Source organism: Streptomyces sp. NBC_00234 (assembly GCF_036195325.1).
Taxonomy (GTDB): domain Bacteria; phylum Actinomycetota; class Actinomycetes; order Streptomycetales; family Streptomycetaceae; genus Streptomyces.
In genome coordinates this window covers 8,068,397-8,090,739 of sequence record NZ_CP108101.1, presented here as the reverse complement: position 1 = coordinate 8,090,739, position 22,343 = coordinate 8,068,397, and the positions used below count along the sequence as shown (strand labels likewise).

Sequence of the window (22,343 nt, the reverse complement as noted above, 5' to 3'; positions counted from 1 at the left end):
ACGGCCGGGCCGCTTCCTTCGGATCGTCTGCCGTGCCCCGGATGTCCCTACGGTGTACGTGCGTACGGACGATCCGGGCGAAGGGAGTATCGGTCGCTCCCCTTCACGGCGCCCCCGCCTGCCACAGATCCATGATCTGTTGAACGGCCTCGGGCCGTCCCGCGCGTTCGGCCAGTTTCATGGCGACGGCCCGGAGCTTCGCTTCGTCGCGCACTTCGTTGTGAATGAACATGCGCTGGACGTCACCCAGCGGAACGGACGACATGCGACTCACTGCGTTCAGCCCCGGTGAGCGCGCGTGGACGAGGAGTTGGCGCAGGGCTTCGCCGACCGAGTAGATCTGCAGGCGCGGGTCGATCGGCAGGTCCGTCGGCACATTCACATCGAGTTCGTCCGAGCTCCGGTCGTCGCCGTCCTGGCGGCGGTTCACCGCCCCCTGAAGGGACCGCACCCGCGACTCCAACTCCCGGACCTTGGCACGATGGGCGGCGTCCTGCTTCCGGAGCTCCGCCCCCATCGACTCCGCGATGACGGCCATTCCCCGCCCGCTGTCCGCCAACCTCTGCTCGGCCTCACGAAGGAGGGTCCTGGTCTTCGCCAACTCCGCCCGCAGCGCCTCGGCTTCGGCGCGGGCCCTCTCGTACGAGGCGGTCATCTCCCGCAGCTCCTGCGGCCCGGTCCCGTCACACTGGTGCGCCGCCGCCATCCGGGCTTCGAGAGCCTGGATGTCCTGTTCCTTCAGGGCCAGGGACTCGGTCAGCTGCTGGATACGCTCCGTGGCGTCCAGAACCTCGATCCTGGAGAGGGCGAGCTGCGCCGTGACCTTCTCCAAGGTGTGAGCCTGCTGCGCGAGCTCCAGAGAGACCTTCGCGAACTCGGACTTGAGCATGCTCTTGGAGGCAGCACCCTTGGCGTGGGCCAGGGTCCGTCGATGGACGTTCTCCAGGCGCGCCCGGTCGCTCGCCCGGACCTGTTCCCCGGCGGTCTCCACCGCCGTGAGCAGGTCACGGACGAAGGCGCTCGACACTCCCCGCTCGCCACTCAGGTACCGCGACACGGTTCCGGGACTGTACTGGTAGGTCCTGCCGAATGCGCGGAGAGAGAGGCCCGTGCGTCCCATGTAGAGGCGCAGCGCCTGAACGAGCTCCTGGTCGTCGACGGGAAGGCCTGCGGGCGGCGGCAGGGCGCGCCATTCGTCGTCGTCCTCTGTCACACCGTCACCCGCCCCGTCTCCGTTGCCAGTTCGCCGCATCGGCCCGTTGCAGTTTCCGCAACACCGCGCCCCCGGCGCAAGGTGGGGCCGTCGACCGGACGAAGGCGGGACACGACAGTGAGGAGTCGGGCATGAAACGGGACCCCGGGGCAGGGCGCGACCGCGGCAGCGTGTTGCGGGAACTGGCGGTGCGTACCGGCGCCGCGCTCGTGGCCCGCGCGCTCTGGTCCGCGCTGCGGACCGCGACGGGCTGGCAGATCTGAGCGGCGCAGGGCGGAGTCCGGCAGCGGAGTCCGGCACCAGGAGTCCGGCACCGGAATGCCTCGGTGCCGGACTCCTGGCGCCGGCAGCCGTGTGGCGCAGCTTCCGCGGTGCCGTGAAATCCGAGTGGCGGCGAGCGCCGACTTCCAGAGGTTCAGCCGTGCCTCCCGCCTCAGCGGACGGACGTGGCCACGCGGGCGAGCAGGGCAGCCGCCTCCTCCGGCGCGAGGGCGTGGTCGTACACGAGCTCGCCGGTCATCCCGGGGAAGAAGCGGCCGGCCTGCCAGCTCCTCCCGTACGGGGGCGGGTCGAGGACCACGAGCCGGACCCCGTCCACGACAGGGATGTCCGCGGGATTGCCCTCGTTCCAGATCCACTCGCCGTCGGCACCGACCAGGTTGAAGGCGCCGGTGGTCGGCACCATCCCGGCCTGGTCGCGGCAGCAGGCGACGGCTTCGGCCGACGGCGCCTCGCCCGTGACGAGGCCGCGACCGATCAGCGCATCGGCAAGGAGGGTGTGGAGCTGGAAGTTGTCACCGATGCCGGAAGCGCGCAGCATGAAGCCGGTGCCGGTTGCGCGGTCGAGGGCCACGAGCGGCTCGTCGTCGAGGACGGCGAGGGCGTACACGAGGCACTTGAACGACTCGCCGGACAGCTCCGCAACCCGGGTGACAGCGGCCCTCAACCCCTCGCGGTCAGGAACCTCGCGTCGGACCCTCGGGGAGTTGGCATCGCCACGCAGGCCATCTCGAACTGCGGGAGCGCCTGCCAGCCCATGACGGGCTCGAAGCCGATCCGCTCGAAGTCGGCCTCCTCCAGTCCCGATCCCTCGGGGTCGGGCAGTTCGCCACGGTCCGCAGCCGCCCACCGCTCGCAGAAGACAGCAGCGTTCTCGAAGGCGTCCAGAGCGCTCGCGAACACATCGGGCGCGCAGGCCAGGGGGTCCGCACCCCGCTCGACGCAGGCTCCGGTCATCACGGCCACCACGGCTCGCGGACCGGGCGGCACCTCCCCGAGCAGGGCGGCGAGCCGAGGGGCGGCTGCCCGTACCTCGGTGTCCGATGCCTTGCCGAAGCCGCGCGTCAGCTGTGCGAAGGCACGCTCCGCCGCGTCCGCGTCCTGAGCCCTTACAGCCGCTTCAAAGTTCTCGACGGTGTCCACGAACCGTCGACGTCCGAATATCATTCGCGCACCCTAGTCGACACCTCGGACACTCCAGCTCCTGCGTCCGTCGGTGACGCCAGAACGGAATCACCACCCCCTTTTCGCAGTTCGCCAGTGCCGAGCACCGCTCATGGGCAAGCTGGAGGGATGCGGATAAGGAGCGCTCTCAACATCCGGATCCAGGCGCTCAGGCTCGCTGTGACGGCCGGTGCGCTCGCTGTCGCTCCAGTCCTGATTCTTGCGGGGACTCCGTTGCTCCGCCGTTTGTGGCGCCATGTCTACCGCGAGGGCGGCCCAGGGCTCATGAGCAAGGAGGACGGCTGGGTGAGCCCTTGGTATTTCGTCGTCACCAACCGGGTCGTTCGAACGCTCTGCCGGCCTTCGGAGTACGTACTCCGAAGGCTTCGTCGCCGTTGACCGCCCTCACCGAACGCGTGCTGGAGCGCATCCCCGCTGTCGCGCCCGAAAGCCGCGGACCGGACGGGTGGACCTCCGCGACGGGACTCATCCACCTCGACACCACCATGCGCCTCTTTCGGAACCTGATCACCGTGCGCTGCGTCGTATGAGGCACGTCGTGCTCATGGCCCGCCGGCTCGAGGACGGTCCGAGGCAGATGGACAGGACATGGTGAATCGAGAGAAGAGCGGAGAGGCGTCGGAGCCGACGACTCCAGCGCCCCAGCGGTGGCTGCATCGCATCAGCCACTCGCCGTGGCAATGGGGCGACGATGCGAAGGGTCGGTCGTCCTGGGCACGTGGGCGTGTTCTCGCCGCGCTTGCCGTGCTGACCGCCGGTCTCATGGCCTTCCACAGTGCCGTGCCCAACGCCGTCGGCCACTTGGGCAGTCTGCTGGAGGCATTCCTGCCCTGGATCGGGCTGGCTGTCCCGGTGCTGCTCGTCCTGGCCCTCCTGCGTCGCTCGGCCACCGCCCTGGTGTCCCTGCTGCTGCCCGCAGTCGTCTGGGCAAGCCTCTTCGGCGGGTCGCTCTTCCCGCAGGACGGCGGTGCGCACGACATCACGGCGGTCCAGCACAACGTGAGTGACGAGAACACCGATCCTGTCGGCACGGCAGAAGCACTGATCAAGGCCGCGCCGGAACTCATCGCTCTGGAGGAACTGACGCCGTCCGTGCTGCCGCTCTATGAGACAGCCCTGGCGGCCGACTACCCTCACCACGCCGTCGAAGGCACCGTCGGCCTCTGGTCGGCGTACCCGCTCTCGGACGTGCGGTTGTTGGACATCAAACCCAAGGGGATCGCGGAGGGCTGGAGCCGTGGGCTGCGCGCCGAGGCACGTACGCCGCGGGGCGAGATCGCCGTGTACGTCGCCCACCTGCCCTCGGTCCGTGTCCGGCCGAGCGGCTTCGACACCGACTGGCGGGACGAGAGCGCCGCTCTGCTGGGCACGGCCATCGCCGCCGAGGAACGGGACCGGGTGATCCTGCTCGGCGACCTCAACAGCACGGCGGACGATCGCGGGCTGGCGCCGGTCACGTCACACATGACCTCACAGGCACGGGACTTGGCCTTCAGCTGGCCCGTGTCCTTCCCCGTCTCCCGGATCGACCACGTCCTGACCCGCTCAGCGGTCGTGACGGACATGCGTACCTTGCCCGCCACCGGCAGCGACCACCTCCCGGTCGCCGCCGGCATACGGCTGGCTCGCTGACCGCCCCGCCCGCGTGCGCTATCGAAGCGGTCCGCGCTCGTCGACGAACACAGTGGGTTCCGACAAGAAGACGTCCGCGTCCACCGGGCCGTACGCGACATTGAACGTGTCCTGCCAATACGTCCAGCCCCGGATCCCCAGTGCACTGCTGAAGCGGTAGTTGAGCTGCCAGCGGACGCATTGCCCGGGCACGAGACGCACACCTGGAGGCCGCCTCTTCCGCGGCGGCAGACCGAACATGGGCTCCACTCCGGGGTACACCCGAAGCCGCCCGTCCGCTTCACGGAGCTGCACATCGACCTTGCTTCGGACTTCCCGGCCGTCATGCGGCTCGAAGCCGTCGCACTCGTGCATCCGGATCACATGGGCGAGGCGGGCTTCCAGGGGCGGGAGAGCGAAACCGTCCGGGACCGCGTTCCTCCGCGCCGCAGCCTCCCCTCCCCGTGACGCCTTCGTCCAGGTCGTCCGGACCCACTGGACGGTGATCTCCACAGCCTCTGCCCCCACGGTTTGTCGAGAAGTCGATGCTATGGCCCCGGACTCCGGCGGGCGCCGGACGTCACACGAGCGAGACCTCCAGGCGCACCACAGTCCATGAGGCCGGCCGCACGGCGGAGGTTGATCTCCCGTTCAGGCCCGGTGCGAGGGCTCGTTGACGATCGGCGCATGATGCCCGTTATGGAGAACGCGGTCGAGAAGATCAAGGTGTGGTTCCGGTTCGTCCCTCGCGAGGGGTGGTTCCCGCAGGACACCGAGGGCCTGTGGGCGACGAAGCTCGGCGACGACACGGCCCGTGTGCAGAACGCCCCCTTCCTTCAGGACGGCGTGGCCGAGGGCGACGTGGTGCGGTATCGGACCGACTCCGACGGGCTCCACTGGGCTGTCGGACGGGTCAGTTCATTCGGGAACTGCACGATCCGTGTCGTCCCCGTGCCCACCGGCCCCCTGGGACGCAGCCCGCAGGCGGTGCATCAGCGCCTTTCGGCGTTCGGACTCGGCGGTGAGGTCTTCAGTGAGGACTTTCCCATGGTGGCCTTCACCGCGCCGGCAGGCGCGGACTTCGCTGGGATCAAGGCCCTTCTGGCCCGAGGGCAGGACGAAGGATGGTGGCACTACGAGGTGGGCTGCGGCACCGACGCATGGTGGAACGCCTGACCTCTGCCGGACGCCATCGCGGTCACCCTGGTGGCCGTGCAACCGAGGGCGGCCGGGTGTTCTTGCCACGCCGGGCCGGTCTCGTCTTCTCCGTGAGCCCCCACGTACGACACGTGCAGGCGCCACATGGCCGGCAGCCGCAGCGGACTGCCGCCGACGGCCGACGGCGATCCGCACCGGTCAGCCGACACCGACGAGCGAGCGACGCCTCCCCTGACGTACGCGGACCACAACGGCCGCTTGCTCGCATGTCCAGCGGGGCGCTCGTAGGTGTGTGCCCGCACATGCGCGAAGAACTCGGCGGGCAGCGGAGGCGGCAGCCCGGGCGAGGCAGCGCACGCCGAACGCCGGTTCGCCCTGGGTACGAGGAGTGTGCATCCACTCCCCCCGGCAGTGTCCGCACGGCCCGCGGTCGGCTCGGCCGGGCGTCTACGGGCCCCAAGGGCGATATCTGGATCGGAGCAGTCCCCCGCGCGCGGATCACGCCCATCGCCGCGCGGGATGCCGGGCGGTCCCGTAGGGTCACGTTGCCGCTACGAAACGGGTTCCTTCCCGCGTGCGCGGAGCAGCGCGAGAGCACCTCGCACGCGGCCTCGCGGTCCGGCGTACGTCTGCGGGAGGGCGCGCGCGGATGTCTTCCGGCTCCCACCGACCAGGAGTGCTCATGTCAGGTCAGTTCGAAGCGACGGTTGAGGTCGACAGGCCCGCCGAAGAGGTGTTCGCCTATCTCGCCGACGGGCGCAACGACCCCCAGTTCAGCCCCCGGGTGCTCAAGATCGACCGTATCCCCGACACCCCTACCGCCGTGGGCACCATCTTCCGGAGCACCGTCAAGGACGCAGGGATGAAGAGCGCCCGAGAGTTCCGCATCACCGCTCTCGAAGCGCCGGTGAAGATCCGGTGGGCCGAGGTGTCGAAGACCAGCGTGATGGCACGCGAAGGCGGATACGACCTGGAACCGCTGCCCGGCGGCGGTACCCGCGTCCGCATCTTCAACGTTCTGGAAGGCCACGGGGTGGGGAAGCTCCTCGTCGGCCTGGCGGTCGCGGCTGCCCGCAAGGACGCCCCCGGCTTCGGTGCCCGGATCAAGGCGGCGGCCGAGACGGCGATCGACCGACCCTGACGCCGTTCGGAACAGGCCGGCCCGCGCCCCTGGTGACGCGGGCCGACTGCTTCGCACGCGCGGCTAGGACAAGTGCGAGCGCACGGAGGCATCCATCCCCACTGCGGGCGTGGGACGGGGCGAGGTGCGCGCGGGGTGCGCGCGCCACTGCGGGGCCCACGCTGCGGGAGAGAGGACCAGCCGGGCGGAAAGTCTGGCGACCTGCGGGGACTGCTCGGCTACGGTCACTGCTGAGGTGAACCCGTGTCCTGGCCGTCTGTGATCATTCTTGTCCCCTCGGGGCGACGTTCGTCGCTTGAGGGGCGAATCCGTTCCTTTGAGCTCGTGCCAGATTCCGTGACGGGCCACGAGAAGCTGCACTGGAGCGGGTACTCCTACTACATCGACCTCTCGGGCGGGATCCTGGCGGAGTACGAGCCCGAAGAGCTCGAGCAGGTGAGGACCCAGATCGGCGAACCGTACGCGGTCTACGTGTCCTGCCAGTCCATGGACGCCGCCCGAGCCTTCCTCCGCCGTGTCCTGCCGGATTGCACTGGTCTTGTCGACACCAACCATTTCGAGATCCTGCAGGCGGACGAGTTTCTCGTGCTGGTCGACCGATACCCGCAATGGGACTGGCGTCGCCTACCCAGCACAGACCTTCAGTAGTAGCCCTGTTCTCGACAGGTTGAAGTAGATCCGGTGGGTCGGCCGGTCAGTTGGGGGGCCACAGTTCGGGCAACAGAACTGGGAGCCACCCGATCTGACGATGCGTCATGTTCCGCGCACGCCGCATCGCAACCCCGGACACTCCCGGCCATCCCGACACCGCCGCATGTCACCCGATCGAGGCTAGGGCCTGTCCGGCGGATCTTGTGACCGTCGCGGCCTTGGGTCGTTGGCATGAGCATGGGGCGGGGAGATTCAACGCATGAGGAGTGGGCCCGGCTGAGCCCCATCTGCCGAAGTCCAGGCAGCGCGGCGGCCGGTGGGCCGGCCACCGCAGGGTCATCAACGGGGCCCTGGCCACGAGGTTCGACAAGCGCGGCTACACCTTCCACGGCACCGTCGCCTCGATCCGACTCCGGCTCCGGCTCCGGCTCCGGCTCCGCCCATGATCTCCGCCGGATCCAGGGTCTTTCGTTTGGGATCAGGCCGGATCAGCGAGCGGGGTCCGGTGCATGCAGCTGCAAGACGGAAAATTGAGGCAACGCGGAGCGTTGGTGATGGGCGACAACGCCGGAAGGGGCCCCGCCCTGCTCGAGCGAAGCCGAGAGCTCGGGGGAGCGCGCACCGGACCCCGCGAGCCCGGCATGATCCAAACGAGAGGCCCTAGTCGCCGGTCTGGCCGTCGAGCATCTCGCGCAGGATGTCCAGGTGGCCGTTGTGGCGGGCCGTCTCCTCGGTGAGGTGAAGGAGGATCCAGCGCAGGTCGACATGGAGACCGTCGCGGACGGCTCCCTTGGCCTGGGTGTCCAGGCTGTTCCCGGCGACCAGTTCGCGGTAGCCGGCGCTCTGTTCGGCGTATTCGTCGAGCAACTGCGTGAGCGGGAAGTCAACGGCGATACGCATCTCGCGGTCGGGGTCCTCATCGGTCCAGGGACCCCGGTCTTCCTCGCCGAGGAAGACCACCTGGAACCAGTAGTACTCGACCCAGCGGAGGTGGTTGATCAATCCGCTCATGGTCATCAGCGGTGAGCCCGGCAGGAGCGCCTTGCGGGCGTTCTCCGCGGAGACGCCATCGCACTTGGCGCGGGCGGTGTCACGTGTGTAGTCGAGAAACGTGGTGAGCTGGGTGCGCTCGTCCCACGCGGGCGGTGTGTCGTCGATTCTGGTCATCGCGCGAAGCGTCCCCGATCACACGACCGATGTCGAAGTATTTTTCGACGGGCCCAACCTGTTCCACCTAGAGCGTGTCTCCTTGACCTGCTCGCCGGTTGATCGGATGTGTCTGTCCGGTGGGTGATCACTGATGCGATGTGGCACCGGATCAAGCCGTTGATGCCGGCCGATCCGGTCCGTGGTCGGCGATGGGCTGACCATCGTCGAACCCTGGAAGCCATCGCGTGGAAGTACCGCACCGGCTCGCCCTGGCGGGACCTGCCGGACGAGCTGGGGCCATACCAGACCGCTCATAAACGGCTGTTCAGGTGGGCCATGGACGGCACCTGGGAACGGATCCTTGCCGCGCTCCTGGCAGCGGCCGATGGTGCTGACGACATCGGCTGGACCGTGTCGGTGGACTCCACCGTCTACCGGGCCCACCAGCACGCCGCTGGGGCCAGAAAAAAGGGGCGCCATAGCGGGCTGAGCCCGACGACCATGCGCTCGGACGTTCCCGCGGCGGCCTGAGCACGAAGGCCCCTCTCGTCAGCGACTGCCATGCACGGCCCTTGGCCCTCCGCGTCTTCGCGGGCCAGGCGGGTGACGCGCCGGCCCTTCAAGGTGGTCATGGCAGGCATCCGTGTTCCGCGAAGCGGACCAGGAAGACCGCGAACCCGGCCGGACGCTGTCCTGGCGGACCGCGCGTATTCATCCCGCGCGATCCGTGAGCATCTTCGGCGGAGAGCTATCCGTGCCGTGATCCCGCAGCCCGCCGACCAGGTGGGTCACCAACTGCGACGAGGTCGCGCCGGTGGTCGCCCGCCCGCCTTCGACGCCGAGGCGCACGAGCAGCGCAATGCCGTCAAACGGTGCATCAATCGGCTCAAGCAGTGGCGTGGTCTGGCCATGCGAACCGACGAACTCGCCGTCGCCTACCAGGCCGCACTGCACCTGGCTGCGATTCTCATGTGGACACGGCGCTGACCGAGGGCCAGCCTAAAGCGTGTTGCAGAAGGCTGTGGTCTGGGCATTTCCTGTGTATGCGTGGGGTGTTGAGGGTCGAGGCGTTGTGGGTTGAGTCGTTCACGGGTTTGCGGATGGGCCAGTTCGAGCGGCTGTTGCGGGTGGTGCGTGAGCGTGGTGGTGCCGGTCCGCGGATCGGGCGGCCGGTGTGCCTGCCGTTGGCGGACCGGGTGCCGCTGGTGGCTGTGTACTACCCGGACGAACCTCACGATGAGACAGCTCGCGCCGCTGTTCGGCGTTTCGCCGGCCACCGTGTGCCGGGTCATCCAGCGGATGGGACCGCAGCTGGCTCTGGAGCCGGTGGCCCGTCGGGACGAGGCGGTCGACCGGCTGTGGATTCTGGTCATCGCAACGGCTCCTCCGGTGCCGGGCAACCGGGCCGATGCCCGGGTCTGGCGGGAGTCCGGGCTGGCCGAGCACTGTCACGGTGTGACGGTGCTCGGTGACGGCGCCTACATCAACACCGGCCTCGTCGTCCCGCACCGAAAGCGCCCCGGCCGGCCCTTGTTGCCCGGTGAGGAGGAGGACAACGCCGCCCATCGCAAAGTCCGCGCCCGCGTCGAGCACGCCTTCGCCCGCATGAAGAACTACAAGATCCTCCGCGACTGCCGACAGCACGGCAACGGACTCCATCACGCAGTCCAGGCCGTCGCCCACATGCACAACCGCGCCCTCACCGCATGATCAGACACGACCGCAGCCCGGCGTCACGCCACCACACGGCCTTCTGCAACACGCATTAGGTAGTGGATCCAGGAGCGGGCTCGGAAAGCGGCAGGCTACGGCATTGCCAATCCGCCCGTGAAGATCATGGCGATTTGACCGGCCGACTGCGATCACCATGACGGCGTCGACACCGACCCGTAAACTCTTCAGTGTGCGGATAGAAAACAAGGGCGCAAATGGAGGTGGCTGTTGAGTATCGAATCCCTGGAGGTTGCACTGCCGGGGCTGGTGGCGCAGCGTCTCGAGGTTCCAAGGCGCATCGACTGGCAGTTGGTTTTCGACGGGTTGGGGACTCGACTGCCGGACGACTATGTCACTTTGGCGGAGTCGTACCCTCGACTGCAGATCGGGCAATTCCTCTTTGTGACGTCGCCGCTCCCAGGAAACGAAGCGCGATTCGTTGAGGGGAAGACAGAGGATCTCGCTGGTGCCGAGGGCATGGCGCACAAGGGAATGCTCGGCGGCTACCCTGTGTTCCCGGAATCGGGAGGGTTGCTGCAGTGGGGCAGCTCGATAGATGGGGACGAGTTTCACTGGCGAACAGAAGGGCAGCCCAACGAATGGACAGTCGTTGTGGCTGGGCGGAATGACGACTGGTTCCACTACAAGGGCAGCCTCTCGAGCTATCTCGCCTGGCTGTGCTCCGGAACGGCCACACCTCATAGGATCCCTCCGAACTTTCCGGGGCCTGAACCCATAGTTTCCGTCGACTAAGGGGGCTCAAGAGTCGCCCCGTAGCGGATGATGGCGTCGGGGCCTGCTTCCATCAGGAGGCGGGCCCCGACTGCGTCAGGCTGGTCCAGTCCGCCTCCGGTGACACGGACAAAAGGAAGAACTTCGCCTACGCCTACGAAGTTCAACCCCTCCGGCTTTCTCGGCATGAACGAGAATAGTCCGGGAACGGGCCTCGTACAGTGAGGCTTTTCCGTGATCGAGGAAGAGTACTACTGGCTGGCTGACACAGCATGAGACCCGGCCACTTGGCCGGTGATCGCTCGCGTTGACCCTGGACCCATTTCAGCGCTTTGGCGTGCCAGCCTCGGAATTCATCTACCGCGCTCCCGTGGAGACGGAATGCGAACCCTTCGGTGTCGCAAATTCGATCCCATCGCCCTATTTTCGGGCATTCTGATCCAAGCCGCAGGTCATCACCGTCCATCCGTTTCCTCCCGGGCGGGCGGTGACGCACGCGATGCCCGGTCGACGTGCCGCCAGAAAGGAACAGTCGACTAAGGCTTGTCCCGCAAATGATCTTGCGTTGGTTGCGGACGCGGTCGGTAACCGGCCCAACCGTTTACCTATCCGACAAGGTTGAGGTTGTGCAGTCGCGCGATGCCGAGCATGGCGTGGTGGACGCCGTCGCTTTTGAGGCGGCAGTCTCGGAGGAGAATCAGGCGAGGCAGAACTCGTTGCCCTCGATGTCCTGCATCGTGATGCACGACTCGTTGACGCCATCGGCACGCTGCGTCAGCACGTGCTTCGCGCCGAGCGCCATCAGCCGTGCGCATTCGCCCTCGAGTGTGGCCAGGCGCTCGTCACCCACGAGCCCTGTGCCGACCCGCACATCAAGATGCACCCGGTTCTTGACGACCTTGCCTTCGGGAACTCGCTGGAAGAGCACACGCGGGCCCACACCCGAGGGATCAGCGCACGCGAAGTAGACCTCGTCCTCAGGCGGCAGCGAGTGGTGGTACTCCTCCCACGTGGCAAAGCCCTCCGGGACTGCCGGTACGACGTACCCCAGCACCTCGCACCAGAAGGCGGCGAGGCGCGCAGGTTCCGCGCAGTCGAAGGTCACTTGGAACTGCTTGATCGTTGACATCGGCGCACGATAACAGGGGCCCTGCTCATCTCCCCGGGCGGGTGGATCCACACGTTGCCGCGAGGACGTCCCCTGCCATCCGCTGCTGTGACGTGCGGTCACAGGGGTGAACCGAGGTCGGCACCTCTCCCAAAGGGTGGGACCCAGGATCCGAACTCAGCCGACCACTCTCGTGCCAAAGATCAGTTACGGACAGCCCTTAGGACAGCGGCCGACCGCCAAGGCCAGTCCGTCTGACACCGCGAGGTGAGAACGTCATCGGCCCTATCCAACCCTGACGGACGAGGGCGATCTGGGAGGGCAGCGGTGACACCGGATCGAGTGCCCTCCCGCGGGCCCAGTTCTCGAAAAGGCCCTCGGTCGTCTCGACCGTGGAAACCACCATGGTCACCTTCAGGTCTCCATCGCTCCAGGTGTTCCACAGGGCCCAGCCCTCGGGCCTGGGGCCGACGCCGATCCGTGCACACACCTCCTCGTACGACTCCTCCACTCCGGCCGGCATGGTCCCGGGCTTCAACACCGAGGCTCCGACGAGGCGGATCAGAGGCCGGTCCTCGTCGAGGCAACCGTCGCCTTCGAAGTGGTAGTGGCGAAGAGCCCGAGCAAGCACGTTCACGCTGCGCTGGAGTGGTGTTGCGTCTTCCGGCTCTGCCTGAAACGAGAGCCATCCTTCGTTGGATGCCTCCACGCTGACGCGGCCGGCGAGACGCTCGATCTCCCGGAGATAGTCCAGGTCACTGAGCTCGGGTGAGGTCATGGACCGAAGTTTCGCACCATGCTGCCGACGCCGACACAGGTTATCGATCAGGCATGCGGCACCATCGAACCGCACTTCCAAGAGACAGGCCCTAGTTGTTGCGGGTCAGGAGGTTGTTGACGGTAGGGCGGCCGCGAAGTGGTCGTCGGCTTGGGCCAATCGCAGCGTGATTCTCGTGACCTTCTGATTGGCTGTGCTGATCTCGATCGTGGCGAGGGGATGTCCTCCCGGGGCGATGAGGTACACCGGTTTGTTGTTGACAGTGAGTCTGCAAGCCGCCTGAATGCGATCACGGAAGTGCACGGTCTCGGTGGCAATGTCGACAGCACCGATGACGGCGGTGCGGGCTCCGCGAGGCAGGAGTGCCGCGTCGGCGTCGCGGACGCTGTCGGGCGCGAGCAGCTGGATCATTCTGCGCGTATCCCCGGTTTGGGCTGCTGTCAGAAAGGCTTCGACGATCTGCTGGTCTGGCCGACTGTTCCGCTCCGAGGCATGCTGGGCGCTGTCGAGGCGTTGTCGAGCCCTGCTGGCGTGTTTCTTGGCACTGGGCACTGTCCCGCCCAGCACGTGCGCAATCTGGTCGAACGGCACAGAGAACAGGTCATGCAGGACGTACGCGACCCGTTGGGACGAGGTCAACTGGTTCAACAAGACCATGAGCGCCCGGGAGACGTCCTCTGTACGGAGGATTGCTTCGTCCGCGGCCAGTTCTGCGGCCGGGATGGCGTCCGCGAGCAGCGGCGCTTCGTTGCGACGGCGTCGGGCACGCAGCTCGTCCAGGCAGACCCTGGCGGTGACAGTCGTGAGCCAGGCTGACGGGTTCTCAATCGATGGTGAGGGTCGGGCAATCATGACCCGCAACCATGCCGTTTGGACGGCGTCTTGGGCGTCATGAGCCGAGCCGAGCATGCGGTGGGCAGCCGACAGCAGATGCGGTCGTGCGGTCTCGAATTCCTCGACCGTGATCGTCATGGGTGTCACCTTTCCGGGCTTGCGGACGTCAGGACGGTCGGTTCAACCCATTCCTGTTCGCATCCCGAGGAGATGACAACGTCATGAGCCTACAGATGGTGCGGTTCCGCACCGACAGCGGCACAGCTGCCGACGTCCGGTCGCGACTTGCGAGGGTGTTCGTCGCCCTCCGCGCGGCATCACCCCAGGACGTGGTCTACACGGCGTACTCCAGTCAGCCGGGGCAGGACTTCATCCTGGCCCTCGAGATGGAGGAGGCAGCACAGAATCCGTTGGTGGGAGTACCGCAAGCCTCTCAGCTGCGAGACCTGATCAGCCGCGCCGCGGGAGCGCCGGTTCTACCAGAACCGTTTTCCGTCGTGGGGTCGTACAACTCGTGAGCTCCGTACTGATCATCGCCACGGTTGGGTGCGTCGTCGCGAACGCCTTCATTGCGATCGCGGACTACGCGCGGGCACCGTTCGTGCTGGCGAACTCCGCAGAGGTTCGACTCCCGCCAGCTGCAATGCCGTACCTGGCAACCCTCAAACTCACGGGCGCTGTCGGCCTTCTCATGGGGCTGCTCGGGGTCCACTGGCTGGGCCTGGCAGCAGGAATCGGCTTGACCGCGTTCTTCATCGGCGCGGTCCTAGCTCACGTCCGCGCACGCGTCTTCTACAACATCGCCTTCCCGAGCGGCTACCTGCTACTCGCAGTCGCCAGCACCAGCTTCTTCGTGGGCAAACTATGACCCACGCCAACGCACCCCTCTTCGCGGAAGGCCGCTGCCGGTTGATCGAACGCTGTAAAACGCGTCCGATTGCGCACGTCGCCGCGGAGACGGGCATCTCCCGCGCATGCGCATCCAAGTGGGTGAACCGCTGGCGTAAGCACGGCGACCTCGGGCTGCTCGACCGGTCCTCAACGCCGCACCATCAGCCGAGCGCGACCAGCGCTCGGTGTCACCAGCCTGGCCGCGCTGGTCCCGCACGCACGGGCGCACCGGGTCCGCTGGCGGACCGGTCTGCTCTTCGGCGCGTTCAGTATGGTCGGCGAATACGGCGGCGGACGTCTCGCCGAACACATCCCCGGAAGGGTCCTCCTCATCGCCTTCGCGCTGATGATGCTGGCCACCGCTGTCGCGATGCTCCGAAAGCCCCGAAAAGCCGGAAATGGGCGCGACCCGCCCACAGTGAACTGCCCCTCAAGCACATCGCCGTCGAGGGTCTCGTGGTCGGCGCGGTGACGGGCCTGGTGGGCTCCGGCGGCGGATTCCTCGTCGTACCGGCTCTCGCCCCACGTGGGCTGGCCTCGGGGCCATCCTGACCGCCGCGGTCGCAGCCAGGATCCGGCGGTCGACACGGCACCGCCCGGTGCTGCGGGATCAGCAGCACTCGCTCCGGTAACTGGCCTACGTACAGGCGACCGCACGACCGCATCTGCTGTCGGCTGCCCACCGCATGCTCGGCTCGGCTCAAGCGAATCGACGGGGTCAAGAAGTCAACGTCCCCACTGCCGAGCCGCACAGGCTAGGGACCCGTGGCTAGGGGCCCGCGTGCACCTGGCAGGCCCACAGGCTCGGGGTCCGGGGGTAGGTGTCGCGCAGCTTGCGCACGGTGGCGTGCAGGGCCTCGGCCGTCCTTTCGACGTCCAGCGCGCCGCCGCCCGTGCTCAGGGCCTCGTACACCCCCTGCGCGACAACCGCTCCGATCGTGTCGTCGACGTGCCACAGCGAGCCGACGACATGGGGGAAGCCCGCGATCTGGAGGGCGCTGACGATGTGGACGGCCTCGTCGGCGAGTTCGGGGCTGGTCCGCAGGGTGTCGCAGGCGGAGAGGTACGCGAGCCGGGCCGACGGGAGGCGGAGTCGGGCGAGGTCGCGGACGGTCAGCGGGCGTTCGGTGTGGTCGTGCAGGACGAGGCGGCTGGCGGACGGGCGTTCGAGGTCGCCGAAGGCGTGGCAGGCGAAGTGCGCGTAGGCACAGCGGGGCAACGCGGAGACGACCGCGGCGTGCGTGGCCGCGGTGTCCGCCAGTAGCGCGGCGTCGGGCAGCAGCTGGGCAAGGTGGTCCGCCTCGCGGCGGGCGCCGGGCAGAGGGGCCTGTCCGTCGGCCTGCGCGACGCTGACGAGGAGCGTTCCGGCACCCGCCGGGCGGGCGACGCGTTGCCGAGCGTGGTGGAGGGCGCGCAGCGTCGGCGTGTACGAGGCGACCACCCGGTCCAGTGCGCCGGGCACGCCTTCGGCGGGGGCCGCCGCGTGGAGCGGCAGCGTGCCCAGGGCGCCGCCGGGCGACAGCCATATGCGGGGCAAGGGGCCGTTGGGTGCGGCCGGGAGGCGGAGATGGTCGAGGACCGGGCCGGTGACCGCCTGCCACAGCCAGGCAAGCGTTTCACGTACGACCTGCTGGGCGCGATGGGACTGCTTGCGGGAGGTTCCGGGCGCCTCGATGCGGACCAGCGCGTCCTCGAAGGTCCGTCGGCGCGTTGCCGTCGTCCGTGGATCGAGCCCCGGGAGCGGCACGGCCTCGATGGAGCGCCCGGTGACGACCAGTGCGTCGCTGCCGTACGGGGAGACGTTGACCAGGACCACGGGTCCTGCCTCGGCCGTCGCGCGCAGCTCGCGCTCGTCCCACTCCCGTACCGGACGCAGCAGCCCGAGCCCGGGGTGCTCGGCGCGGATGCGGGCGGTGAGGTCCCGCCATTCGGTGGCCAGTCGCTGGCGCCGGTCGGCGTGCGCGGTGAAGGCGCGCGAGGGTCCTTCGCCGGGGAACTCCTCGCTCAGCCCGGCCCGGCTGTCGGTCGCCGTGTCGAGGGCGTCCCGGAGCTCCACGAAGCGGTCGGCGAGGTGCGGGTCGGTCTCCCGGAGCCGGGTCAGATCGCTGTCGGCGTCGAAGGCGTGGGAGAGCAGCACTCCCCTGGCCTGTTCGAGGAGTCCCACGGCCAGCTCCGGCCGGCCGCAGCGCACCGCGCAGGCCGCCGCCGCGGCGCCCAGTCCGACGGTGCGGCTCAGCAGGAACTCCTGGTCGTCGCGCACGATATGGCGGGGCGCAACCAGGTGCAGCAGGTCGACGGCCGTCACGTAGCCGTCCAAGGCGCGATCCCAGAGGCCGAGTTCCGCCCATACGTCTCCCCAGGCGCGTGCGGCGTCAAGGCGTTCGAAGGGCGCGCACTGCTGCTCCAGGGCTGCTTCCCTGAACACGTCGGCCGCTTCGGCCGCCTCGGCTGCGCTGCCGCGACGGCGCCCGATGGCCCGGGCCCGCAGGACGTTGCCGAGGTTCATCAGGCGCGGCGTGCGCCTCGCGTGGCCGGGAGGCGTGGCGTCGACGGCCCGGCGGATCAGCGCCACCGCCTCGTCCTTGACCGCCGACGAGAGCAGGGCGCGCACGCTCGACATGCGGGCACCGGCGGCCACTTCGAGAGCGGCGGGCAGCTCGGGCGAGTCCGCGGGCAGAGCCGCGATCACCGCATCGGCCAGATCACGTGCCTCACGGGCGTCGCTGAGCCGGTTGGCGACCCGGCAGCGGGTGATGAGGGCCATCGACAGGTTGTGGCGGCGGCGCTGGACCAAGGGGTCGGCCGCCGGGGTGAGAGCGAGTGCGTCCCGGAAGTACCGTACTGCTTCGTCGAGTTGGGCGGACGGGTCCGCGGCACGCTCGAAGCCGGTCATCAGGGAGATCGCTGTCGAGCCGAGGAGCGCCGCCTGGTGCGCCCGGCCGAGGCCGGGCAGCCTCGCGGCCCGGTCCCGGCATTCCTGCGCCTGCCGCAGATCCTCGCCGTCCGCGATCAGCTCGTGGCGCAAGCCCAGGGCCATGCCGAGGTTGAGCAGCCGGACGCCGAGAATCTCGTGCTCCTCGGGGGTCAGCGTCACGGCGTCCCTACACGCCTGGATCGCCTCGTTCAGATCCTCCGGCCTTCCGATGGCCTGGTAGCGCTTGGTCAGCACCATGCCGAGATCGCTGAGTGCGACGGGCCGCTCAGGATGGCTCCGCGGCAGGAGTGTCACGGCCTGCCGCAGGAGGCGCAGGGCGTCGGCCAGGTCCGCGCTGTGGCGCCGGGGATCCAGGCCGTACCTGGCATACAGGGCCATCGCGGGGGCGAGCAGCCGCGTCGCCGTCCGGGATGACACCTCCCCGGTCGCGGCGACCACGGCGGTCAGATGCGTGATCGCGGCATCCAGATCGGCGCCGTCGCCGATCACCGTAAAGCGGGCGCGGAGCGCGTTGCCCAAGGCGGCGCGTACGAGGACGAGTTGCTCCGGATCCCCGGAGGCGCTCAGTGCCTGGGTCAGCACGTCGACCGCCTCGTGCAGATCTTGCGTCCGGCCGCCGCGCTGGCACCGCAGGACGAGCGCGAGGGCCAGATTGCGTCCTGCCGCCGCCGCACCCTTCGGATCGCCGGGAGCGGCCCGACGGAACAGGTCCACGACCTCGTCGAACTCCTCGCGGGTGCCGCCCTCCCGCTGCCGGAGCGCCATCAGCGAGCTGCCCAGGGTACTGAGACCGTGGGCGAGATGCGGGCTGTGCGAAGGCAGTTGGGCCACCACGTCTCGCGAAATGCCGACCGCTTCGTACAGGTCATCCGGGTCGAACGACTCCCAGTAGCGGTCCAGGAACCGGATGCCCAGGTTGCTGAGGGCGAGCAGCCGGTCGGGCGAGGCAGCGGGCGTGCTCTTGAGGGTGCGGTACATGAGAAGGATCGCCGCTTCGGTGCCCTTGTCGGCGTCGTCTGCCGGGCGGCCGGGGAGGGACAGCGCGTGGTTCAGGTCGGCGATCCGCGTCGTGTACGTGGGGTCGTGTTCGGGCGTCGCAAGGACCGCCAGACTGCCCATCCCTATCGCGATGCCGAGCAACGCCTCACGCGCGGGGACCTCGGCGCCTACCCGTGCAGCCAACTCGTAGAGAAGCAGCTCGTCCTCACCGGCGTCCCGAGGCGGACTGTGTTGCTGGCCCTCGGCCGCGATGAGGGCCGCGGCACACTCGGCCGACCACTCGTCCGCACTGTCGGCGTTCGCGGGATCGGGGTGCCTCGACGGGTCGGCCGCCGCATACCCGGCCGCCAACTGCGGTGGTACGAGACCGGGCTCGGCCACCCACACCGGGTAGAGCAGCGTCCCGGCCATGGATCCGTGGATGGCACCCTGCAAGCCGGAGGACCCCGCCGCACGAGCGATGCAGAGCCAGCCCGCGACGTGCCTGGCCTCCATATCGGTCCTGGTGTCGACGGCCCTGAGCAGCGCCCGGAGTTCGGAATCCGTCTCGGGCCCGAACACCACGTCTCCGAGCACTGCGCCGTCCGCCGCCATGGCCCGCGCGAGGCGTGCACGGATCGCCTGCACGAGCCGGTCCCGTACGTCCCTCACCTCGTCGCTCCCCTCCTGCTGTCCATCCCGCCGTCGATGACGGTCGCGCACCGACTCGCCCTCGGCCACGCCGGCCGTCCGGCACAATTGGAGCATGACCGCATCGCCCGGGATCCCCGAACTCAGCGACAAGGCAGCCGCGTTGTGCAAGCTGTTCAGTACGTCCACGGAGCTGCGCCGACCCGGGGTCCAGGAGTCGGCCGAGCGCGCACGGGACCTCCTTCGGTCGGGTGCGGGCGCCGACGAACTCGCGGCCTGCTACGACGACCTCGACCACGCCCTGCGCGTGGCCGGAGACGCGCAGGGGCTGGCCGGCCATGCCCGGGGGGCCACGGCACCCGGTCTCGCGCCCCACACCAAGGTGGCCGTGTGCCCGGGACCGGCGCGGTGCAGCCGACTCCACGTGGTCCGCTACCGGCTTCCCGCCGCGCACTGCGCCGTCAACGACGCGCGCATGCACAAGGCCCGGCTGGAGCCCGAGCAGTGACCGTCGCACGCTCCTCGATCTCATGAACCCGCTCCTCGCCACTCTGGGCGGCAAACTCACCGAGCGCTGGCTGAACATGCTGGTGCTGCCCGGCGCCCTCTTCCTCGGCGTCGCCGTGGTCGGCACCACGCTGGGGCACCGCCACTGGCACGACGTCGAGCGACTACGAACCACCCTGGACGATCTGGCCGTTCGTCCCGCCCTGGACCGGACCGGCACCGCCGCGCTCCTGGTCGCGCTCGTGCTGCTCACGGCGGCGGCCACCTCCCTCGCCGCCCAGTTCCTCGGCGGTGCGATCGAGCAGTGCCGACTGCGGTTCGGCCGGGACCCGCTCTCGCGTGCCCTCACCGAACGGCGCCTTCGCCGATGGAAGGAACGGGACGCGAAGGTGGAGGACACCGTCGCCGGCGCCACCGGCACGGTGGTGAACGGCACGGTGTCGATCCCGCGCGGCCGGTGGGACCGGATCCAAGCCCTCACCGAGGCCCGCGACCGCATCGCGCTGCGCGAACCGACCCGCCCCACCTGGTACGGCGACCGCATGCAGGCGACCGCGGACCGCGTCGAGGCCGCCTACGGCGTGGACCTCGCGGCCCTGTGGCCGCGCCTGTGGCTCATCCTCCCCGAACCCGCCGTACAACAGATCCAGTCCGCCCGCGACTCCTTCGGCGCCGCATCCCGCCTGGCCGCCTGGGCCGTGGGCTACGCCCTGCTCGCCCTCTGGTGGTGGCCGGCGGCGCTGGTCGCCGTCGGCTGCGCGACGGTGTCCCGTTCGCGTGGCCGCAGCGCGTTGGAGGCGCTGGCGGGCCTGATCGAGGCGGCCGTCGACGTACACGGCCGGGAACTGGCCACGCGCGTCGGCCTGATCGCGCCGGACTCGGTGGGACTGCTGGACCGAGAGACGGGGGACGGGATGTCGGAGGTGTTCAGGAAGGCCGACTGACGCTCACGTACGGCATGGTTGCGTGGCCTCGGCCCGTGCAGCACGAGTACGAGCGATGACACAGTCGCGTATGCACGGGCGAGGTCATGCACCCGGTGCATGGACGTCATGTCCACCGGCAACAGAGGTCGCGCTCCAGATGCACAGAGGGCGTGGCACTGCTGCAGAGCGGCTCCGTGCGCTCAGCGTGCCCCTGGCCTTTCGGCCGTCGCATGGCCGTGAGTGTCTTCTCGCAACGGGCAGTTCACCCACGTCGCATACGAAGATCTGCGGCCTCCCGGACAGACCACTCTTCCCCGCCCGCGCCGCGCCCCGACCGATCCACTCATATTCCTTGACACGAATATTCTCCATCGAGAATACTTGTGGTCATGGATGCACTCCTCACCGCACTGGCCGACCCGGCACGCTGGCGGCTGGTGAGTCTGCTCGCCGAACGACCCCGCTCCGTCGGCGTTCTCGCCCAGCTCGCCGAGGCGCGGCAGCCGCAGACGACCAAGCACCTGCAGACCCTTGAGCGCGCCGGCGTGGTCACCTCCCAGCGCACCGGGCAGCGGCGCATCTACGCGCTCCGGTCCACTCCCCTGCGGGACCTGGCAGACGCCCTCGGTGGGCTCGCCGATGCCGCGGACCGGGCCGGCGGCCCGCACACGACCTACGACCGCTACGGGCTCAGCCTCCAGGCGGAGCGGCTCGCCGCGCAGGAGTCGGGGTGGGCCGACGGCCGCTCGTTCGGATTCCTCCGGTCGCTGACGGGGACTCCGGAGCTGGTGTGGCGCCACCTGACCGACACCGCCCTGCTCGCACGCTGGTGGACACCGGACGACCTGCGCGTTTCCGAGCTCGTCTTCGAGGCGCGACGGGGCGGGCGGATCGTCCACGAGTACCGGGACGCCGAGGACACCGACGGCTCCGAACCGGTCGCCGGGCGAGCGGAGGGCGTCGTCGACGACGTACGCCCCCGCGAGCGTCTCGCGTACCGGCTCTCCCCTCTGTTTCCCGACGGCGGGCTCGCCTTCACCGCCCACGTCGACCTCGACCTCAGGCCGACCGAGACCGGCACGGACCTCGACGTGCACTGGAGGATTACGGACAGCACAGTCGACTCCGCGGACTTCGTGGCGGGCATCGAGATCGGATTCGGCCAGAGCCTCGACAAGCTCGCGGCGGCCCTCTCCTCGGACTCGCGCGACACCCCGCCCACCGACTTCACCGACATCGCCGACCTCGCCGGAAGCCACGCGACCGACTCAACCAACTCCACCGACACAGGGAGCACGAAGTGACCGAGCAGACCGCAGCCCGCCGAGTCGTCACCAACATGAGCCTCTCCCTCGACGGCCGCTACGCGGCGCCGGAGAACCCGCTGGACATGAGCTGGGTGATGCCTTACGCCCATACCGACGTCGCCCGCGATCACCTGACCAGCCTCTGCGAGCCGGCGACGACCGCCCTGCTCGGGCGGGTCAACGCCGAGGGATTTCTCGGGTTCTGGCCCACCGTCATCGGCATGGAGGGTGCCGACCCACGCGACGAGGGCTTCGCGAAGTGGCTCGTCGACACCGACAAGGTCGTCCTCTCCTCCACCCTCGACGTGGCGCCGTGGGAGCGGACGACGATCGTCGACAAGCCGGCCGCCGAGGCGGTCACGGAGCTGAGGGCCACCGAAGGCGGCGACATTCTCGTACTCAGCAGCGCGAGCGTCATCAAGGCCCTGCTCGCAGCCGACCAGGTCGACCGGCTGGCACTCACGGTCTTCCCGGTCTTCCTCGGCGGCGGCCCGCGCCTCTTCGACGACGGGCTGCCCGCCGGCCGATGGACACTCGCCGACCAGACCGCGGGCGAGCACGGCACGTTGGCGCTCGTCTACGACCGAGTCCGCTGA

Annotated in this window: 23 protein-coding genes and 5 pseudogenes; 18 read left to right on the top strand and 10 right to left on the bottom strand. The window is 68.9% G+C overall.

Annotated features, from left to right (window positions below; translation table 11 throughout):
* Positions 1 to 103 precede the first annotated feature (103 nt).
* A complete protein-coding gene (locus tag OG230_RS35505; RefSeq protein ID WP_328907881.1) occupies positions 104 to 1,213 on the bottom strand; it encodes a helix-turn-helix domain-containing protein in 1,110 nt (369 codons plus the stop codon).
* A gap of 131 nt (positions 1,214 to 1,344) precedes the next feature.
* Between OG230_RS35505 and OG230_RS35500 the strand changes: the two genes are divergently transcribed.
* The gene (locus OG230_RS35500; protein ID WP_328907880.1) at positions 1,345 to 1,476 is read left to right on the top strand and encodes a hypothetical protein; all 132 of its coding nucleotides are present in this window, start codon (positions 1,345 to 1,347) and stop codon (positions 1,474 to 1,476) included.
* 170 nt (positions 1,477 to 1,646) lie between these two features.
* Here OG230_RS35500 and OG230_RS35495 read toward each other — a convergent pair whose 3' ends face one another.
* Together OG230_RS35495 and OG230_RS35490 are read right to left on the bottom strand one after the other, a co-directional pair.
* Positions 1,647 to 2,159: a hypothetical protein gene (locus OG230_RS35495; protein WP_328907879.1), complete on the bottom strand. Its 513-nt coding sequence runs from the start codon at positions 2,157 to 2,159 to the stop codon at positions 1,647 to 1,649.
* Positions 2,156 to 2,659 (bottom strand): hypothetical protein, encoded by a 504-nt coding sequence (locus OG230_RS35490; protein WP_328907878.1) that lies wholly within the window; start codon positions 2,657 to 2,659, stop codon positions 2,156 to 2,158. Before OG230_RS35490 ends, OG230_RS35495 begins: the two co-directional genes overlap by 4 nt.
* 392 nt (positions 2,660 to 3,051) lie before the next feature.
* Between OG230_RS35490 and OG230_RS35485 the strand changes: the two genes are divergently transcribed.
* Both OG230_RS35485 and OG230_RS35480 read left to right on the top strand, forming a co-directional pair.
* Positions 3,052 to 3,207 carry a hypothetical protein gene (locus OG230_RS35485; RefSeq protein ID WP_328907877.1) on the top strand — a complete coding sequence of 52 codons (156 nt, stop codon included), beginning with the start codon at positions 3,052 to 3,054 and terminating at the stop codon, positions 3,205 to 3,207.
* 232 nt (positions 3,208 to 3,439) lie between these two features.
* Entirely contained in the window at positions 3,440 to 4,309 is an 870-nt protein-coding gene (locus tag OG230_RS35480) for an endonuclease/exonuclease/phosphatase family protein (protein ID WP_328907876.1), read from the top strand.
* Between the two features lie 18 nt (positions 4,310 to 4,327).
* Here OG230_RS35480 and OG230_RS35475 read toward each other — a convergent pair whose 3' ends face one another.
* Complete coding sequence (locus OG230_RS35475) at positions 4,328 to 4,801, bottom strand: hypothetical protein (RefSeq protein WP_328907875.1); 474 nt, start codon at positions 4,799 to 4,801, stop codon at positions 4,328 to 4,330.
* Positions 4,802 to 4,975: 174 nt separating this feature from the next.
* Here OG230_RS35475 and OG230_RS35470 point away from each other — a divergent pair, with 174 nt between their 5' ends.
* The 4 genes and pseudogenes from OG230_RS35470 to OG230_RS35455 all read left to right on the top strand — a co-directional run.
* Entirely contained in the window at positions 4,976 to 5,464 is a 489-nt protein-coding gene (locus OG230_RS35470; protein ID WP_328907874.1) for a DUF4265 domain-containing protein, read from the top strand.
* Between the two features lie 664 nt (positions 5,465 to 6,128).
* Positions 6,129 to 6,587: an SRPBCC family protein gene (locus tag OG230_RS35465; protein ID WP_328907873.1), complete on the top strand. Its 459-nt coding sequence runs from the start codon at positions 6,129 to 6,131 to the stop codon at positions 6,585 to 6,587.
* Positions 6,588 to 6,911: 324 nt separating this feature from the next.
* Positions 6,912 to 7,235: a hypothetical protein gene (locus tag OG230_RS35460; protein ID WP_328907872.1), complete on the top strand. Its 324-nt coding sequence runs from the start codon at positions 6,912 to 6,914 to the stop codon at positions 7,233 to 7,235.
* 240 nt (positions 7,236 to 7,475) lie between these two features.
* Positions 7,476 to 7,591, top strand: a pseudogene (locus tag OG230_RS35455) (IS5/IS1182 family transposase); the annotation flags it as partial.
* A gap of 307 nt (positions 7,592 to 7,898) precedes the next feature.
* Here OG230_RS35455 and OG230_RS35450 read toward each other — a convergent pair.
* Positions 7,899 to 8,405 carry a DinB family protein gene (locus OG230_RS35450; RefSeq protein WP_328907871.1) on the bottom strand — a complete coding sequence of 169 codons (507 nt, stop codon included), beginning with the start codon at positions 8,403 to 8,405 and terminating at the stop codon, positions 7,899 to 7,901.
* A gap of 108 nt (positions 8,406 to 8,513) precedes the next feature.
* Between OG230_RS35450 and OG230_RS35445 the strand changes: the two are divergent.
* From OG230_RS35445 to OG230_RS35435, 3 genes and pseudogenes are all read left to right on the top strand, one after another.
* Positions 8,514 to 9,374 (top strand): annotated as a pseudogene (locus OG230_RS35445) (IS5 family transposase).
* A gap of 56 nt (positions 9,375 to 9,430) precedes the next feature.
* A pseudogene (locus tag OG230_RS35440) lies at positions 9,431 to 10,097 on the top strand (transposase family protein).
* A gap of 231 nt (positions 10,098 to 10,328) precedes the next feature.
* Positions 10,329 to 10,853, top strand: a complete 525-nt coding sequence (locus tag OG230_RS35435; RefSeq protein ID WP_328907870.1) for an SMI1/KNR4 family protein — start codon at positions 10,329 to 10,331, stop codon at positions 10,851 to 10,853.
* 584 nt (positions 10,854 to 11,437) lie between these two features.
* On the opposite strand, the pseudogene OG230_RS35430 reads toward OG230_RS35435, so the two are convergent.
* The 4 genes and pseudogenes from OG230_RS35430 to OG230_RS35415 all read right to left on the bottom strand — a co-directional run.
* Positions 11,438 to 11,527, bottom strand: a pseudogene (locus OG230_RS35430) (IS5/IS1182 family transposase); the annotation flags it as partial.
* Positions 11,528 to 11,529: 2 nt separating this feature from the next.
* A complete protein-coding gene (locus tag OG230_RS35425) occupies positions 11,530 to 11,961 on the bottom strand; it encodes a VOC family protein (RefSeq protein ID WP_328907869.1) in 432 nt (143 codons plus the stop codon).
* Between the two features lie 199 nt (positions 11,962 to 12,160).
* Positions 12,161 to 12,718, bottom strand: coding sequence for a hypothetical protein (locus OG230_RS35420; RefSeq protein ID WP_328907868.1), 558 nt, complete (start codon positions 12,716 to 12,718; stop codon positions 12,161 to 12,163).
* A 105-nt stretch (positions 12,719 to 12,823) separates the two neighbouring features.
* Positions 12,824 to 13,690, bottom strand: a complete 867-nt coding sequence (locus OG230_RS35415) for a sigma-70 family RNA polymerase sigma factor (RefSeq protein WP_328907867.1) — start codon at positions 13,688 to 13,690, stop codon at positions 12,824 to 12,826.
* Positions 13,691 to 13,773: 83 nt separating this feature from the next.
* On the opposite strand from OG230_RS35415, the gene OG230_RS35410 reads away from it, so the two are divergent.
* The 4 genes and pseudogenes from OG230_RS35410 (at position 13,774) to OG230_RS35395 (ending at position 14,915) form a co-directional block, all read left to right on the top strand.
* The gene (locus OG230_RS35410; protein WP_328907866.1) at positions 13,774 to 14,070 is read left to right on the top strand and encodes a hypothetical protein; all 297 of its coding nucleotides are present in this window, start codon (positions 13,774 to 13,776) and stop codon (positions 14,068 to 14,070) included.
* Complete coding sequence (locus tag OG230_RS35405) at positions 14,067 to 14,420, top strand: DoxX family protein (protein WP_328907865.1); 354 nt, start codon at positions 14,067 to 14,069, stop codon at positions 14,418 to 14,420. The genes OG230_RS35410 and OG230_RS35405 overlap by 4 nt, the downstream gene beginning before the upstream one ends.
* Positions 14,417 to 14,626, top strand: a pseudogene (locus OG230_RS35400) (leucine zipper domain-containing protein); the annotation flags it as partial. The gene OG230_RS35405 and the pseudogene OG230_RS35400, both read left to right, overlap by 4 nt.
* Complete coding sequence (locus OG230_RS35395; protein ID WP_443051618.1) at positions 14,604 to 14,915, top strand: sulfite exporter TauE/SafE family protein; 312 nt, start codon at positions 14,604 to 14,606, stop codon at positions 14,913 to 14,915. The pseudogene OG230_RS35400 and the gene OG230_RS35395, both read left to right, overlap by 23 nt.
* Positions 14,916 to 15,212: 297 nt before the next feature.
* Here OG230_RS35395 and OG230_RS35390 read toward each other — a convergent pair whose 3' ends face one another.
* Complete coding sequence (locus OG230_RS35390; protein WP_328907864.1) at positions 15,213 to 19,028, bottom strand: CHAT domain-containing tetratricopeptide repeat protein; 3,816 nt, start codon at positions 19,026 to 19,028, stop codon at positions 15,213 to 15,215.
* Positions 19,029 to 19,122: 94 nt separating this feature from the next.
* Between OG230_RS35390 and OG230_RS35385 the strand changes: the two genes are divergently transcribed.
* From OG230_RS35385 to OG230_RS35370, 4 genes are all read left to right on the top strand, one after another.
* Complete coding sequence (locus OG230_RS35385; RefSeq protein WP_328907863.1) at positions 19,123 to 19,515, top strand: hypothetical protein; 393 nt, start codon at positions 19,123 to 19,125, stop codon at positions 19,513 to 19,515.
* 22 nt (positions 19,516 to 19,537) lie between these two features.
* Positions 19,538 to 20,458, top strand: a complete 921-nt coding sequence (locus tag OG230_RS35380) for a hypothetical protein (RefSeq protein WP_328907862.1) — start codon at positions 19,538 to 19,540, stop codon at positions 20,456 to 20,458.
* A gap of 371 nt (positions 20,459 to 20,829) precedes the next feature.
* Positions 20,830 to 21,744, top strand: a complete 915-nt coding sequence (locus OG230_RS35375) for a metalloregulator ArsR/SmtB family transcription factor (protein ID WP_328907861.1) — start codon at positions 20,830 to 20,832, stop codon at positions 21,742 to 21,744.
* Positions 21,741 to 22,343, top strand: coding sequence for a dihydrofolate reductase family protein (locus tag OG230_RS35370; protein ID WP_328907860.1), 603 nt, complete (start codon positions 21,741 to 21,743; stop codon positions 22,341 to 22,343). The genes OG230_RS35375 and OG230_RS35370 overlap by 4 nt, the downstream gene beginning before the upstream one ends.

Coding starts and splice junctions, on each gene's coding strand:
- OG230_RS35380 (WP_328907862.1), top strand. CDS start 19,538: ATGAACCCGCTCCTCGCCACTCTGGGCGGCAAACTCACCGAGCGCTGG.
- OG230_RS35490 (WP_328907878.1), bottom strand. CDS start 2,659: ATGATATTCGGACGTCGACGGTTCGTGGACACCGTCGAGAACTTTGAA.
- OG230_RS35420 (WP_328907868.1), bottom strand. CDS start 12,718: ATGACCTCACCCGAGCTCAGTGACCTGGACTATCTCCGGGAGATCGAG.
- OG230_RS35450 (WP_328907871.1), bottom strand. CDS start 8,405: ATGACCAGAATCGACGACACACCGCCCGCGTGGGACGAGCGCACCCAG.
- OG230_RS35470 (WP_328907874.1), top strand. CDS start 4,976: ATGATGCCCGTTATGGAGAACGCGGTCGAGAAGATCAAGGTGTGGTTC.
- OG230_RS35410 (WP_328907866.1), top strand. CDS start 13,774: ATGAGCCTACAGATGGTGCGGTTCCGCACCGACAGCGGCACAGCTGCC.
- OG230_RS35465 (WP_328907873.1), top strand. CDS start 6,129: ATGTCAGGTCAGTTCGAAGCGACGGTTGAGGTCGACAGGCCCGCCGAA.
- OG230_RS35480 (WP_328907876.1), top strand. CDS start 3,440: ATGGCCTTCCACAGTGCCGTGCCCAACGCCGTCGGCCACTTGGGCAGT.
- OG230_RS35500 (WP_328907880.1), top strand. CDS start 1,345: ATGAAACGGGACCCCGGGGCAGGGCGCGACCGCGGCAGCGTGTTGCGG.
- OG230_RS35375 (WP_328907861.1), top strand. CDS start 20,830: ATGGATGCACTCCTCACCGCACTGGCCGACCCGGCACGCTGGCGGCTG.
- OG230_RS35415 (WP_328907867.1), bottom strand. CDS start 13,690: ATGACGATCACGGTCGAGGAATTCGAGACCGCACGACCGCATCTGCTG.
- OG230_RS35385 (WP_328907863.1), top strand. CDS start 19,123: ATGACCGCATCGCCCGGGATCCCCGAACTCAGCGACAAGGCAGCCGCG.
- OG230_RS35425 (WP_328907869.1), bottom strand. CDS start 11,961: ATGTCAACGATCAAGCAGTTCCAAGTGACCTTCGACTGCGCGGAACCT.